At 48.1% G+C, this 13802-nt stretch carries 14 protein-coding genes; 13 read left to right on the top strand and 1 reads right to left on the bottom strand.

Annotated elements, in window-relative coordinates; all coding sequences use genetic code 11:
• The first annotated feature begins 31 nt into the window (after positions 1-31).
• Together PHW04_15450 and pth are read left to right on the top strand one after the other, a co-directional pair.
• A complete protein-coding gene (locus PHW04_15450; protein ID MDD2717284.1) occupies positions 32-1123 on the top strand; it encodes a tetratricopeptide repeat protein in 1092 nt (363 codons plus the stop codon).
• A 102-nt stretch (positions 1124-1225) separates the two neighbouring features.
• On the top strand, positions 1226-1891 hold the full coding sequence (gene pth, locus PHW04_15445; protein MDD2717283.1) for an aminoacyl-tRNA hydrolase: 666 nt from the start codon (positions 1226-1228) through the stop codon (positions 1889-1891).
• A 46-nt stretch (positions 1892-1937) separates the two neighbouring features.
• Here pth and PHW04_15440 read toward each other — a convergent pair whose 3' ends face one another.
• Positions 1938-3377 carry a glycosyltransferase family 2 protein gene (locus tag PHW04_15440; GenBank protein ID MDD2717282.1) on the bottom strand — a complete coding sequence of 480 codons (1440 nt, stop codon included), beginning with the start codon at positions 3375-3377 and terminating at the stop codon, positions 1938-1940.
• Positions 3378-3546: 169 nt separating this feature from the next.
• On the opposite strand from PHW04_15440, the gene PHW04_15435 reads away from it, so the two are divergent.
• The 11 genes from PHW04_15435 to PHW04_15385 all read left to right on the top strand — a co-directional run bounded on the left by PHW04_15435 (position 3547) and on the right by PHW04_15385 (position 13793).
• A complete protein-coding gene (locus PHW04_15435; protein ID MDD2717281.1) occupies positions 3547-4806 on the top strand; it encodes a SpoIID/LytB domain-containing protein in 1260 nt (419 codons plus the stop codon).
• Between the two features lie 82 nt (positions 4807-4888).
• Positions 4889-5944, top strand: a complete 1056-nt coding sequence (pilM, locus tag PHW04_15430; GenBank protein ID MDD2717280.1) for a type IV pilus assembly protein PilM — start codon at positions 4889-4891, stop codon at positions 5942-5944.
• Positions 5945-5950: 6 nt separating this feature from the next.
• Positions 5951-6544 (top strand): PilN domain-containing protein, encoded by a 594-nt coding sequence (locus PHW04_15425; protein ID MDD2717279.1) that lies wholly within the window; start codon positions 5951-5953, stop codon positions 6542-6544.
• A 3-nt stretch (positions 6545-6547) separates the two neighbouring features.
• The gene (gene pilO / locus PHW04_15420) at positions 6548-7174 is read left to right on the top strand and encodes a type 4a pilus biogenesis protein PilO (protein ID MDD2717278.1); all 627 of its coding nucleotides are present in this window, start codon (positions 6548-6550) and stop codon (positions 7172-7174) included.
• A 23-nt stretch (positions 7175-7197) separates the two neighbouring features.
• Positions 7198-7989 carry a hypothetical protein gene (locus PHW04_15415; protein MDD2717277.1) on the top strand — a complete coding sequence of 264 codons (792 nt, stop codon included), beginning with the start codon at positions 7198-7200 and terminating at the stop codon, positions 7987-7989.
• Positions 7990-8005: 16 nt separating this feature from the next.
• A complete protein-coding gene (locus PHW04_15410) occupies positions 8006-9262 on the top strand; it encodes a secretin N-terminal domain-containing protein (GenBank protein MDD2717276.1) in 1257 nt (418 codons plus the stop codon).
• Between the two features lie 106 nt (positions 9263-9368).
• On the top strand, positions 9369-10748 hold the full coding sequence (locus PHW04_15405) for a S41 family peptidase (protein MDD2717275.1): 1380 nt from the start codon (positions 9369-9371) through the stop codon (positions 10746-10748).
• Positions 10745-11494, top strand: a complete 750-nt coding sequence (locus PHW04_15400; GenBank protein MDD2717274.1) for a DUF3108 domain-containing protein — start codon at positions 10745-10747, stop codon at positions 11492-11494. The genes PHW04_15405 and PHW04_15400 overlap by 4 nt, the downstream gene beginning before the upstream one ends.
• 60 nt (positions 11495-11554) lie before the next feature.
• Positions 11555-12055, top strand: coding sequence for an ACT domain-containing protein (locus PHW04_15395; GenBank protein MDD2717273.1), 501 nt, complete (start codon positions 11555-11557; stop codon positions 12053-12055).
• A gap of 11 nt (positions 12056-12066) precedes the next feature.
• Positions 12067-12609, top strand: a complete 543-nt coding sequence (thiT, locus tag PHW04_15390) for an energy-coupled thiamine transporter ThiT (protein MDD2717272.1) — start codon at positions 12067-12069, stop codon at positions 12607-12609.
• Positions 12606-13793, top strand: a complete 1188-nt coding sequence (locus PHW04_15385) for a hypothetical protein (GenBank protein MDD2717271.1) — start codon at positions 12606-12608, stop codon at positions 13791-13793. The genes thiT and PHW04_15385 overlap by 4 nt, the downstream gene beginning before the upstream one ends.
• Positions 13794-13802: the final 9 nt, after the last annotated feature.

Raw genomic sequence — 13802 nt, 5'->3', positions numbered from 1 at the left:
GAATGGGATTTATAAGTAGGATTTTAATAATATGGAAATCAACTTTTATCTGGGAATCTGCGCTTACAAAGAGAAGGATTATGACAAGGCCGCGGATTACTTGAGAAAATCGATCCAGCTCGATCCCTTGGAGAGTAAATACTATTATTATTATCTGCTGGTGCTCAAAGAAAAAGGCAATTACACTGAGCTCGAATCCGTCAAGGCCCAGATCGAAGGCAAGAAACTGAAGGGAAAGTTCGTCTCTTACCTGGAGCGGATGTTCGGGGTCGGCAAGCAGAGCGAGCCAGGGGAACTTTATTTTGACGATTCAGACAATTTTTACAGCATGGGGCTTTCGCTCGCCAAGAAAGGCGATTACGATCAGGCGCTCAAGCAGTTTGACCAGGCCCTTGCGAAGAATCCTGAAAATGTGGATATCCTGATCAACATCGGCAATGTCTATTTTGTCAAGGATGATTATAAGAACGCGCTGGTGGATTATTACAAGGCCCGCAAGCTGTCCCAGGACAATTTCTACATCAATTTCTTCATCTCCAGGACTTTCAACAGACTGGGCATGAACGACCTGGCGCGTGAATTTTACAAGACAGCCCAGACCATTGATGCGAAAAATCCGGAACTTGCAGAACTGGAAAAAGATATTTCCGCAGCTTCCTATAAGAAAGTGAAGGGCATTGAAGAAAAGCTTGCAACCCTGTTTGCAAAAAATCAGCTCACCGCTGAATCCAAGACCTTTTATGAACAGGCCCTGAAGGGCGGGTCCAGCCAGAATTCAGGGAACTATTACAATCTCGGCAATCTGGCCATGATGGAAGGGAAAGACAAGGATGCGATCGTTTATCTGAACAAGGCGATCGAACTCGACCCCAAGCATCTCGAAGCATATATTTCCCTTGGCAAGCTTTACTCCGGTTCAGACAAGGAAAAGGCAGTTGCAACATTCCAGAAAGCCCTGGAGCTTGATCCGAACAATCTCGAAGTGCTTGAAAATCTGGCCAACCTCTGCCTGAAAACAAAGGATTATCCGAAAGCCAAGGAATGTTACGAAAAACTCAAGACTCTCACCAGTTCAGCGCAGAAAATCGAACAGATTGATAACATTCTGAAGACGATACCTTAACTGAGATCCGGGATCTGATAGTAAAGGCGGAGTAATCCGCCTTTTTTATGAGTTTGATGAAGAGCGAATTGGACGAACCGTTTTCATTCCAGGGATAAGTTTATGAATTTATGGAACAGGTTGCTGGATTTCCTGGGGCGGAGGGTTTCTGAACCTTGCCGCACCGTGCCCCAAGCTTCGAATGGCGCGATTGCCAGGATCGTGCTGGGGCTCGGTAACCCCGGTGATCAGTACCGTTGTACCCGACACAATCTTGGCCGCGAGTCGCTCGAAGAATTTTCCCTGAAATTTAATCAAAAAGATGAATTGAGGCTCAGGTTCTGCCATGGATGCAGAATCTTTCTGGATTCAGATACTTTTTACCTTTTTTTCCCGGATGTTTACATGAATCTCTCCGGCAGGCCGGCTCTGGAGATCTGTGAACACCTTGACAGTCTGAAAATCGCCTTTGAGCTGTTGGTGATTTCCGACGATCTGGATCTGCCTTTCGGCAGGCTGCGGTTTAGGAAGACAGGCTCTTCCGGAGGACATAACGGCATCAAGTCAATCCTTCAATCGCTCGGCGGTCGTGAATTTCTCCGCCTCAGACTTGGCATCGGTAATGTCGGCGCAAAACGAGACCCTGATTTTGTGCTTGGCAGATATGAATCAACTGAGGAAGCGAAGTTGCCCGCAGTCAAGGCATTTGTTTCCGAAGCCCTGGATTGCTATCTGAGGAATGGATTTGAGAAGGCTATGCAGGAATTCAACGGCAGGTCTATTCCGTGAATTTGCAGGGGCGCAATTTACTGCACCCCACCCATGGATAGGGTTTTCATCTGATCCTGATATAAAACAGCCATTTGTCCAGCAGTGGGAAGAGGATCGAGTCAATCACAGGCATCTCTTTCCGCAGGTTCCGATACCAGTGAAGAGGCAGTTTCAGAAAACTGAGGAAAAAAATCAGTTTCCCGATCAGGGGAACTTTAAATCGCTGCAGACTCTTTACTTCTCTCAGAATCCCCCGCAGGTTGAGATACTGCTTTTCCCCATCTTCCCGGTAGAAAAAAACCGGTCTGGATTCAGGCTTGCTTTTTTGAGCAGAGATGTAGCAGGCAGTTGCCGTTTCTGCACCAGGCGGAAGGAATTTCCAGTAATTGCACAGCATTCTGTAGCGATTCAATAGTGAATCAGGCACAACCGGGCAGATCAAGGATGGAATCCTCCGAAGACTGAGATTGATCTGGTAGAGGCTCAATTCAGGGATTTCGGTGACTGAATCAGGCAGTTCAAGGTGAATCCCCGCACTTTCCGAGTTTATCAGATGCTTGGGATAAGCAGTGGTGCTCCGGCAGAGAGGATGGCTGATCGCGATCCCTTCCAGGTTGGAGAAATATTCATTGACAATTCCGGACATCCGGCAGAGCTTCTTGTATTGATTGATGACAGTGTCGCTGACCGATGGCCTGAGGATGCGGCTTTCCAGCCTGTCCCGGAGAATCCTGAGCTTCTGCAGGTTTCCATTTTGAAAGGCTTTCAGGCAATCCGGAATTTCCAGACGCAGGAAATGACCGATTTCAGGGTGCAGAGTCTGAATCACGACCTGGGATTTTCCCAGGGTTTCCTGCTGCATACGCAATTCGGAAAGATTGCGGGGATGGTAATGCAAAACCAGGGCTTTGCTGTTGAAAATCAGGGAAGTACCGAATTTTTTTTCAATTCTGTAACCAAGCTCGATATCTTCATATCCATATTGGATGAACTGTTCGGAAAAACCTGCCACAGAGATGACCAGATAGCTTGGCAGTGAAAGATTGCAGGTCATGAACTGGATGAAACTGAGCTTCTGGCAGTGCCTCAGGCGGCTGAAAAAGTATGGAAGGTCAGAAAGTTTCGTCAATCTGTCAGGGGAGATGCCTTCCGGAAATTCCACATTGCCTAAAATGGCGCTGTCCGGATACCGGTTGAGAAAATTGAGATGTTCGGAAAGGAGCAGAGGAGTAGCAATTGTGTCGGAATCCAGGAAGAGCAGGAATCTGCCTGAAGCGGCTGAAAGCCCCCTGTTCCGCGCAACAGCCTGCCCGGAATGCTCCTGCTTCAAGCGGATAATATTGAAGTCCGCTGGAAAATTATAGGAGTAATCCCGGACTGAACCGTCGTCGATCAGGATCAGTTCAAAATCCTTGCGCGGGAAGACGAGTGATTGCAAGGAATCTAGATATCCGTGTAATTTGTCGAATCTGTCGCGGTATGGGGTGATGATGGAGAACAGCATATGCCTTTATTATACAATTATTTTCAGAATCTTCACTGTAGTCTTTCCCTGATTCACTTTCTCAGCTTTCCTTCATTCGCGGTCAACTGAGTTCAAAAGTGCGGGAATCTCAATATTTGGAGCGGGATTCCGATTAATTTATTATGAAGCAAGGCCCGGGCCGGTAAATTTGGAATTTAGTCATAAAAATATTTTCTCATCAGTCGGAGCAGCGGAATTCATACTGATCCTGATCTGCCTGACTGCCCCGCTTCAAGCGGTCGAGCTCAGAATCGGGCTGCAGACCGGCATCAAGGACATCACGCTTTCTTCGCCCGGCGGATTCAAGGTCTTTGTGACCGATAATCCGGAAGTATATACGATCCGCCAGAACAGTCTGAGAGTGACCCTGGAGCAGGGGAATTTTATCGCGAGCCACAGAAGGTACACTGAAACAAGCGGATTAAGGATCAAGGCTTGCGGCGGCGGCTATCTTTCGATCGGCAGCCGCAGATACCGCGGCGAATTCATGATCAGTAAACACGATGGAAGTTTTTCAGTCATCAATCTGATCGAACTCGAAGATTATCTGCGGGGAGTGGTCCCCAGCGAATCACCTGCTTCTTTCGAGCTTGAAGCGATGAAAGCCCAGGCTGTAGTGGCCAGGACCTATGTGCTTGGAAATCTAGGCAGACATCAGTCCGATGGTTTTGATCTCTGCTCAAGTGAACACTGCCAGGCATACGGCGGCATGAGCAACGAAAAAGCCGAGGCTGACAAGGCGGTCTTTGAGACAAAAGGTATGGTACTGTCGTACAACGGCTTACTGGCCGAAGCTGTCTACCATTCATCATGCGGAGGACACACTTCATCCGCCAGCACCGTCTGGGGCGGGAAAGGATATCCTTATCTGACCGAAGTTGAGTGCGAGTACTGCAAGGATGCCCCGCACAGCAAGTGGGAATACAGGATTTCCCGGGAGCGCCTTGCCGAAGCTCTCAGACGGAAGGGGTCCATCCAGGATAACTTTCTGAAAATCGAAGTCCTGGAAACCGACGATGGCGGGAGAGTAAAACTCCTGAGCGTGAATCAGAATCTGATCAATGCCAACACTCTAAGGACCATGATCGGCAGCGACAAAATCTACTCGAACTGCTTCAAAATATATGAAAATGAGCCGAATTACGAAATGGTACATGGTGTTTCCCTGGAAGAAAAAGTAAATCACATCATCGATAAGTACGAAAAGAGCCAGAAGGGCGAAAAATCCGACGAGATCATTTTTCTCGGGTATGGTTCGGGTCATGGTGTCGGGCTCTGCCAGTGGGGTGCAAACGGCATGGCCAGGCTTGGGACGGATTACTGCACAATTCTCTCTAAATATTATCCTGGTACAAGGATGGTGAAATTCAGCAGGGGGACGCTCGGGCAGCAATTGGTAAAGCGGTAGTCGAACTAAACAAAAACCGTGAAAGAGTCGAAGACTTTATTAAAGAGCGATAAGAAAAAGAGAAATATCTGAGGAGTAAGTTATGGGATTATTTGGCAGTTCTAAAGCTGTAATCGGCATCGACATCGGCGTGAGTTCACTCAAGGCCGTGGCTATGGAAAAGGTCGGTAACCGGCCTAAGATCATCGGTTACGGCATTTCACCTCTGCCGGAAGGAGTGTTGGTGGACGGCAACATCGCCGACAACAACGCCCTGACCGAAACTCTGAAAGAACTGACCAAAAGTCTGGGCCATAAAGGAGCTCTCACGAATGTGGGTCTTTCTTCCCAGAACGTCATTTCCCGTTTCATCAAGGTTCCCCAGATGAAAGATGAGGAACTCGAGGAAGCCATCAAGTTCGAAGCAGAGCAATATGTGCCTTACGCTCTCGAAGATGTCTGCATTGGTTTCTCTAAATTATCGGAGATCGAGGAAGAAGGGATGATCAACTTTTTCATCCTGCTGGTCTGCGCACAGAAGGAAATTGTCAACAACTATCTGAGGACCATGAAGCAGGCCGGACTAAATGCTAATGTCCTTGATGTCAACAATTTCGCGGCTCTGAACGCCATGCACGAACAGATCAGCGACAATGAGGTCGTGGCTGTGATCGATGTCGGAGCAGGCTCTACGGACATCAACGTCTGCAGAAACGGCATCCTGGAATTTCACCGCAACATCTCCATTGCGGGAAACAGCATCACCTCAGTCATCCAGAGTGTTCTCAAGCTTGAATTCGCCCAGGCTGAAAACATCAAGAAAGAAGAAGGCAAGATCATCACCGAAGGCGAAGAAGAGAATGAAGTCTCAGAAGTGATCCGGACCGTCGTCGAGGACTTATCCTCTGAAATCAGGCGGTCCTTTGACTATTATAAGGCCCAGCAGAGGCAGAAAGTGATTCACAAGATCTTTCTTTCAGGTGGATCCGCTTATCTGCGCAACATCGACGTTTTCCTGGCGAACGAACTGGGTATCGAAGTGGTGGTATCCGATCCGCTGATGAGCGTTGATATCGGCGTATCTGACGAATCTGGACTCAGGGAACATGCCCTGGAACTCTCAGCGGCAATCGGACTTGCGCTCAGGGAAATGATGTAGGAGGTGATGGCAGTGAGAATCATCAAGATAAATCTAATCCCCAAGAAACCAGGCATGAAGATGCCCAAGGTCCCATATGGGACTATCGCGGGCATTCTGATCATCCTGGGAGCTGGATATTTCATGTGGGGTGTGCTCGGACCCCAGTGGGAAGAAGAACTCGATGGTCTGAGAAGGGAAAAGAAAGAACTGAACAAGAAGAAGGAAGAGCAGATCAAGAAGAAGCAGGAAGAACTGGATGTGATCAACGGCAAGATCGCGGCTGTTGAAAACAAGGTCAACCTGATTGAAGGCCTGATCAGCACAGATAACATCGTTCCCTGGACAGATGTTCTGGAAACCATGACCAAGGTCGTACCGAAGAAGAAGATCTGGCTGACACGTTTCCAGACTGAAGCCAAATATAAAGTGAACATGCTCGGCAGGGGAGTAGACGCTGCCAAGAACATCTCGGAATACTGGGATAACTTAAGTCATGATCCGATTTTTGCCGAAGTCTTTTTACATAATGCCAACCATTCAAAGCAGAATCAGCAGGAAATCTGGGACTTCAAGATGAGCTGCCAGCTGAAGAAACGCCAAGAAAAGAAGGAGAAATAATATATGGGAGAAAAATCGCTGATTTTTACCTTGTTCCTCCTGATCCTGGTAGGAATGGTCAGTACCTTCTATTTCAAAAACTACAAGGAATATGTGGCTGAGCGGGACATATTGAGGGCCGACATCCAGAAGATCAAGGAAGAACTGGAAAAGGCCAAGGATATCGACGAGCAGATCAAACAAGCCAGAGTACGCCTCGAAGAGATCAATAAGAAGATGATGGAACTCGCTAAGAAGATCCAGACAGAGATCAAGGTTCCGGTGATCCTGAACAAGATCGAGGAATATGCCAAGCAGGCCAAAGTAGAATTCAAGGATATCAAGTTTGACAATCTGGTGGAGATGGAAGCATATACCGATATGCCGATTTCCGTCAATATAACCGGAGAATTTCACTGCCTGGGAAGATTTGTGGCTAGGCTTGAAAACTTCAAGCTGGTCGTGGCCCGCAAGGGTGAAGTAACTTTGAACGCTACAGGCGGAGACCAGACTGCTGGATTCAATTTCGGCACCCCTGGTTATGAAGGACTCACGCAGTTCAAGACTAAGACCATGATCCAGTTGACTTTCAATTTCCATGCATACAAGTTCACTCCGCTTGATACCGGCGGGGCTGAGCAGGTATTGTGACGATGAAGATGCAGGGAGGATTTATGCATAATAAAAAACGGTGGAAGAGTGGCGCAGTGATATTGATTTGCCTGTTCGTCGGCGGCTATTGTCTGGCCGCGGATGAACTGGACGATCTCCTGGGAGGCGGTGGTGCCGCAGGGAGTACCGCGCCAGTCACGGGTGAGGTGACCCCGGCAGTACCTCCGGCAAGCCCTTCCGGTACCGGAGAGGTACCTTCGGCAGCTCCAGCTACTCCCCCCAGTGCTCCTGCCGCTCCGGCAACTCCTTCCAATGCTCCTGCAGGTCCTGCAGCCCCCGCTGCTGAACAGCCAAAAGCTCCAGGTGCTGCGGACGAAGAACTTGGCGTTCCTGGCGAAGAAGCCGCTCCTGGAGCGGAAGGCGCTGAAGCTGCCACCGGCGAAGAAGCACCGGCACTGCCTGATATCGGTGACAGTTCCAAGAAGCCGGAAGATACCGAAGACTACCTGGTAGACAACAACAGAGTGAAATATTTTAACGATGATCCCGCCGAAGACGGCGGCATTCTGAATCCGTTCGAGACTCTCATTAAACCTCCGAAGCCTCCCAAGATAGAAGCCACAGTCGCCCGCGGCCAGGAAGCTCCGAAACCACTGAGGCTTAGGCTGATCGGCATCGTGGTCAATGGAGATGTGAAGATCGCCCTGATCGAAAATATGGATAAAAACGAACAGTACGAACTGAGCGAGGGCGAAAAGACACCGGATTTCAGCGTCGTGGAGATAGGTGAAGACAAAGTCACGATATTTGCTTATGGCCTGAATATGAGACGAACCATTACTGTAGCCGACTAAAAATTTGGAGGTGTATATGAAAGGAAAAAGATTATTGTTCTTCTTGGGCGTGTTTTTCTTGATCCAGCCGGCATTCGCCGTGCAGGACTATGTGAGTTTCACTTTCAGCAGTACTGATATCAAGGACGTGGTGAAGGCCATCGCCAAATCCACCGGTTCGAACATTATCACTGAAAAGTCGGTCTCAGGCAAGATCACCCTGGCTTTGAAGGATGTCTATTATGAAAGAGCTCTGGAACTGGTCGCCAAAACCAACGGGTACGTCGTTCGGAAAATCGACAACACCTATGTGATAGGCCCGGCTACGAAGCTGGCCGAAGGATTCGACGTGGGACTCAACCGGACTTATAAGTTGAATTATGCCGAATGCGAGTCTGTAGCCAAGGTCATCAGCGGTATTTTCAAGAAGGCCGAGGTGCCGATCGAAGTCAGCACCGACCAGCGTGTCAATGCAGTAGTAGTTTCCGGGAACCAGAACGCCCTGGACAAGATCGACGAATTGATCAAGAGCATCGATGTTCCGGTTCATCAGGTGATGATCGAAGCCAAGATCGTGGAAATCACGACCTCCGGCTCCCATGAACTTGGAATGAAATGGGCCTGGGGAAACGGCGCAGCTGGTAAAGAGGCCAACGGGAAAATATTCAGCCTGCAGGAACATGGCCGCAAGTCGACTGAGAACCAGGATTTTTCAAACAAGCTGGTCTCCGGAGAAATGGATCCATTTGCCCTGGGAACATTCTTCAGGCCGGCCACTTACTTCGAATCAAGCCTCGCTGCAGCAGAATCGACGGGCAATGGCAAGATCCTATCCAATCCTAAGATCATGGCCATGAACGGTAAGGAAGCCCAGGTGCAGATCGGCGACCAGGTCATTTATACCGGCGGCCCCACCCAGCCACCCCAGGAAAAGGATGTCGGTGTAATCCTGAAGATCACCCCGCGCATCAATGATGAGGGCTGGATCACCATGGATGTTGAACCGCAGGTTTCCAAGGCAGTCTGGACCACACTGCCAGGGCAGACTGAATCCTATCCCTATCCGTCCATCAACAAGCGGATAGCGAAGACCACAGTCAAGGTCAAGGACGGAGAAGAGATTCTGATCGGCGGTTTGATTCAGCAGATAGAAGACAACTCAGTGGCAGCAATACCGATTCTGGGTGATATTCCGATCCTTAAGACTTTTTTCTCTGACACAACGAAAAAAAAGAATTCCACTGAATTGATCTTCCTGATCACTCCGCACATCGTCCAGCAGGTAGAAGGTTAGAAGTTAGCGGAACAAAAGCGTAAAGGGGATCGAAAGATCCCCTTTTTTAATTGATATTTATTCCTGCTGTAAGTAGAATTACTGAAAAAGATCCGAGGAGAGCAAATTGAAGAAGACATCGATTTTATGGATATTGACCGGTCTTTTCGCGGGAAGCTTCATGATCTTTGCCGCCGACATTCCCCCAGCCGGTCCGTCAGACAAGAAAGACACCAAGGAAACAGACAACCTGATGCGTGACCTGTATATTCTCAACGAAGGTGTCCGCTACCTGCATGATTATTATTATGATGCTGTGCCGTCCCAGAAAATGGTGCATGATCTGCTTTCCAATTACATGGAAAAACTTGATCCATATACCACATTCATGGAAAAGGAAGCCAGCAAGGAAATGAAGATGCAGCTGCAGGGTAAATACGGTGGAGTCGGAATCGTGATCGGGATGCGCGACAATCAGTTGATCGTGGTTTCCCCATTTGAAGATACTCCGGCATTTAAAGCCGGGCTGAAACCGCTTGACCGGATCATGAAAGTGGATGGGGAAGTGACCAAAGGAATTGAGATGGACGTGATCGCCGATAAGATCAGGGGTCCTCTCGGAACGAAGGTTCGCCTGACCATCCAGAGGGACGAAGTCAAGGATCCTTTCGAAGTTGAGCTGACCCGGGAAGAAATCAAGCTCAAGACAGTCAAATCCACCATGATCGAGGATAAATACGCTTACTTCAGGATTTCCAGCTTCAACGGCGACACTGCCAACGAATGCAAAGAAGAACTTTTGAAATTGAAAAGCCAGAACCCGGTCGCCATGATCATGGATTTGCGCAACAATCCAGGCGGCCTGTTGTCCGAAGCAGTGAAAATCAGCGACTTTTTCCTGGAAAAGGGAAAACTTGTGGTTTATACCAAAGGGCGCATGGAATCCATCAGTGAACGCTATCTCAACGATGAGGATCCGGTGATACCGAAAACACCCATGATCGTGCTGATCAACCAGGGCTCCGCTTCAGGTTCGGAGATCGTAGCCGGAGCTTTAAGAGATAATAACCGCGCAATCCTGCTCGGGATGAAGAGTTATGGAAAAGGTTCTGTCCAGAACATCTTCAATCTGAGTGATGGTTCGTCCATGAAAGTCACGATCGCAAAATATTTTACCCCGAGCGGAGTCTGCATTGACAAGATGGGCATCAAACCGGACATTGAAATTCCTTTCAAAGCTCCAGGGGATCTGATGGAAAAAATGCTGGCAGAGATGAACGGAACCGGTGAAGTCGGGGCCACGGCTGAGGTCAAATCCGTTAACAACCAGAAAGAGACGGTTGAAAATAAAATTGAACCAAAACAACCTAAGCCACAAACTTCAGAAGTCGGCACTGAATCTAATGGAAAAACTGATGAGGTGAAGATCATCGACCTTGAGAAGGATTATCAGCTGCAGAAAGCTCTGGAACTTTTAAAGGTATATAAGATTCTCTGGCAGAATTGATCAGATTATATTTACTGACAGCATTGATCGGGGTTTTTTCGGCTCTCAGGGCCGCGGAAACCCCGATTTTTATAAATTTTGAAGAATTCAGTTACAGAATATACAGTTTCGGACTTTCAGTCGGAGTAGCGACAGTCACTTTTCAGTCCGGCCAGACTCTGGAGATTACGCTGGCGGCTGAAAGCCGCGGTCTGGCAGACCTGCTGGTACCCTTCAGGATCTCCTGCCACAGCGTTTATGATCCCAGAACTCTGCGTACAATTGAATACAGTCAGAAGGTAAGATTTAAAAAAATCAGCGAATATTTCGTGATCAGACAGGTCAATAATTTTTTTTCGCTCTATTTCCTGGTCGAGCCAGAGAGCGAAATGTATAAAAAATACGCCTGCTTCGAAGACCGGGGATATTGCGTGGAAGGCTATAAATCCTTGCGCCTCACAAATTTTTACAAGACCGGAGAGGTTGATGATCCCCTGTCTCTGCTTTACCGGATGCGATGCTTCTCCAAAGAATCCATTCTCCAGATCACCCTGCCTGTGATAATCGGAAATCAGTTCCGGGAGATAAAGGTCATCCGGTCTAAAAACGGGCATGGAGTTGAACTGAAACCGGATTTGAACATTCCGGGAGTATTTCCGCCGGATGCGAAAGGTTCAATCCTTTTTTCCAGTGCAGAGCCGCCTGTCCCGGAAAGAGTGGATCTGGATGTGCCAGGCTTAGGCAGATTCAGAATCACAAGATATTAACATTTGAACTTGAACCTGGCTCTTGATAAAATGAGGCCAGTAAATTGTTGGAGGAGTCTTATGCTGATCAAAGAACTTGTTGTAACTCTTAAAAATATGCCAGGACAACTGTACAAGGTGGTTTCGGCACTTTCCGATCAGGGGATTGACCTGAAAGCGGTAACCTGCACAATGTATGGTAAGGACAAAACCAAGGTCAAACTCATTTCCATGAATCTGGATGACGCCAAGCTGGTATTGCGGGACCGGAAGATCGAATTCGTGGAAAATGAAGTGATCATCATAGATGTTGAAGATAAACCTGGAGAGCTTGCCAGGGTACTGAAGCTGCTCTCCGAAGCAGAGATCAATATTGAATATGTTTATACCACTCTGACTTACCTTCCTTGCAGGGTACTGGCAGTATTCGATTTCACAGACCCAGGCAAAGCCCTTGAAGTACTCAAGAAGAACCAGATTACCGTTGTCACGGACCACACGGTCTTGAAATCATCCTGTGACGGCAATATATATGTGGAACGGGACATCAGGGAATACCTTACTACCGTAATCACACCATAACTCCCGCTGCCATGGGATCCAGCGTGAGAAAGACCAGGGAATTGATCTATATTTCATTGACTGCCAGCCTGGCTCTGGTTCTTGGTTATCTGAAGATTTTCGAACTGCCCCAGGGTGGATCGATTTCGCTGGAAATGCTTCCCCTGATCTGGATGAGCCTGTTGTTCGGAGCGAGATTCGGAGTTCTGACCGGGCTGCTGCTCGGGCTTCTGAATGCTTATGCAGGGCTTTCCAAAGGGTTCGTCGTCCATCCTGTGCAGCTGATCCTGGATTATCCTCTGGCTTTCGGTCTGGTGGGTCTGGTCGGTTTTTTCAGGGATAGATCGGTCGCCATGAAAGTACTGGGGATTACGCTGGTTTTTGCCGCCAGATATCTTTCTCACGTGGTTTCAGGTGTAGTTTTTTTTTCGCAGTACACTCCGCCGGGAAAAGCTCCCCTGGTTTATTCCCTTGTTTACAATTCTTTCCTGTGGTTCGATTACATTCTTACACTGCTGGTATGGTTTCTGACTTTTGAGAGGATTGAAAAATATTTTTCGGAAAAAACCTCATGAGTGAAAAAAAATGGCAGAAATTTATTGAAGTAATGGAAAAAGAGAAACTCTGCGGATTCGTACCTGAGATGATCCTGGAATTGTCTCGGAGGATCCTGCATCTCGGGAGCGGGGAAGCGGAGTACTTTTCCCGTTTCACAGACCAGGAGAAGAAGATCTTCAAAAGTTTCTGGGAGATGGACTTTCAAATCAGCAAGAATTCCGGTTACTTTTTCAGCGTTCTCCCCCTTTTTGCCGATGCATTCAAGGAGTTTTCCCAGCGTTCCCTGGGGGCTGTCACAGATCTGGTGCTTTGCTTTTCCAACGACAGGTTCAACCTGCGCAGTTTTCTGACCCTGGCGATCATTGATACTTACATCGGAAGAGGAGATTTTCAGACCGGCACTCTGCTGCTGGATAATATCCGGGAACAGAATCAGAAAAAATGGCAAGTCCTGATGGGAACTTTACGCCTGAAAATTGTGGCTGAATCCCAGGATTACGAACGAGTCACCAGAATCCTGACTGAAATGCTCTCAATCTATGATGCCAGGGAGGAAGAATTCAGGGCAGTCGGACTTCCCAGGGAAGAAATATACTTGCAGCTCTCGAAGAATTACTCCAGGCAGGGATTCCTGAAAAAAGCCGTCTCTTTGATGAAAAAAATCGTGGCAGATCCTGCGACTTCTCCGGAAAAGACGGCCGAGGCTCTGAAAAGTCTGCGTGAGCAGGCAGAAGAATCTGAAAAAAACGGTGATTTTGAGCTGGCTCTCGAACTCCTGGAATGGTTATGCACTCTCGAAATGCCGCCTGTGGAATCTGCCCAGGCATTCTACAAGGCAGGCATCGTCTTCATCAACAGGGCCAAAGCCGAAGCAATACCGGAAAAGGCAGAGGGATATCTCAAACGGGCGCATTTTTACTTCTCACGTCTGGAGGAGAAACACCCCGAGGCCCCGGAATTGAAAAAAATCGGATACAGATTCATTAAAAGACAGAAACTGGACGAACTGAAGCAGAAAGGACAGCTGAAAAAGCACATCTGGATCTTTTTCTGCTCGTTCTGGATTTTCCTGCTGTTCTCTTTCTTTTTACAGATACCGCTGCCGCTTCTGCCGATAGTGTTTGCGCTGATTTATGCGGCTCTATACCTGGCCTTCACATTTTTTGTTTCCAAATGGCTGTTCGGGGACCTGGAGATGTGAACAGTGTGT

The organism is Candidatus Wallbacteria bacterium, assembly GCA_028687545.1.
Classification (GTDB): domain Bacteria; phylum Muiribacteriota; class JAQTZZ01; order JAQTZZ01; family JAQTZZ01; genus JAQTZZ01.
Note: the sequence above shows the minus strand (reverse complement) of the source record. Positions and strands in the feature narration are given on the sequence as shown.

Bases quoted from the DNA above. Each gene is read 5' to 3' on its own strand.
- PHW04_15450 (MDD2717284.1), top strand. From the start codon at position 32: ATGGAAATCAACTTTTATCTGGGAATCTGCGCTTACAAAGAGAAGGAT.
- pth (MDD2717283.1), top strand. From the start codon at position 1,226: ATGAATTTATGGAACAGGTTGCTGGATTTCCTGGGGCGGAGGGTTTCT.
- PHW04_15440 (MDD2717282.1), bottom strand. From the start codon at position 3,377: ATGCTGTTCTCCATCATCACCCCATACCGCGACAGATTCGACAAATTA.
- pilM (MDD2717280.1), top strand. From the start codon at position 4,889: ATGGGATTATTTGGCAGTTCTAAAGCTGTAATCGGCATCGACATCGGC.
- PHW04_15425 (MDD2717279.1), top strand. From the start codon at position 5,951: ATGGCAGTGAGAATCATCAAGATAAATCTAATCCCCAAGAAACCAGGC.
- pilO (MDD2717278.1), top strand. From the start codon at position 6,548: ATGGGAGAAAAATCGCTGATTTTTACCTTGTTCCTCCTGATCCTGGTA.
- PHW04_15415 (MDD2717277.1), top strand. From the start codon at position 7,198: ATGCATAATAAAAAACGGTGGAAGAGTGGCGCAGTGATATTGATTTGC.
- PHW04_15410 (MDD2717276.1), top strand. From the start codon at position 8,006: ATGAAAGGAAAAAGATTATTGTTCTTCTTGGGCGTGTTTTTCTTGATC.
- PHW04_15395 (MDD2717273.1), top strand. From the start codon at position 11,555: ATGCTGATCAAAGAACTTGTTGTAACTCTTAAAAATATGCCAGGACAA.
- thiT (MDD2717272.1), top strand. From the start codon at position 12,067: ATGGGATCCAGCGTGAGAAAGACCAGGGAATTGATCTATATTTCATTG.
- PHW04_15385 (MDD2717271.1), top strand. From the start codon at position 12,606: ATGAGTGAAAAAAAATGGCAGAAATTTATTGAAGTAATGGAAAAAGAG.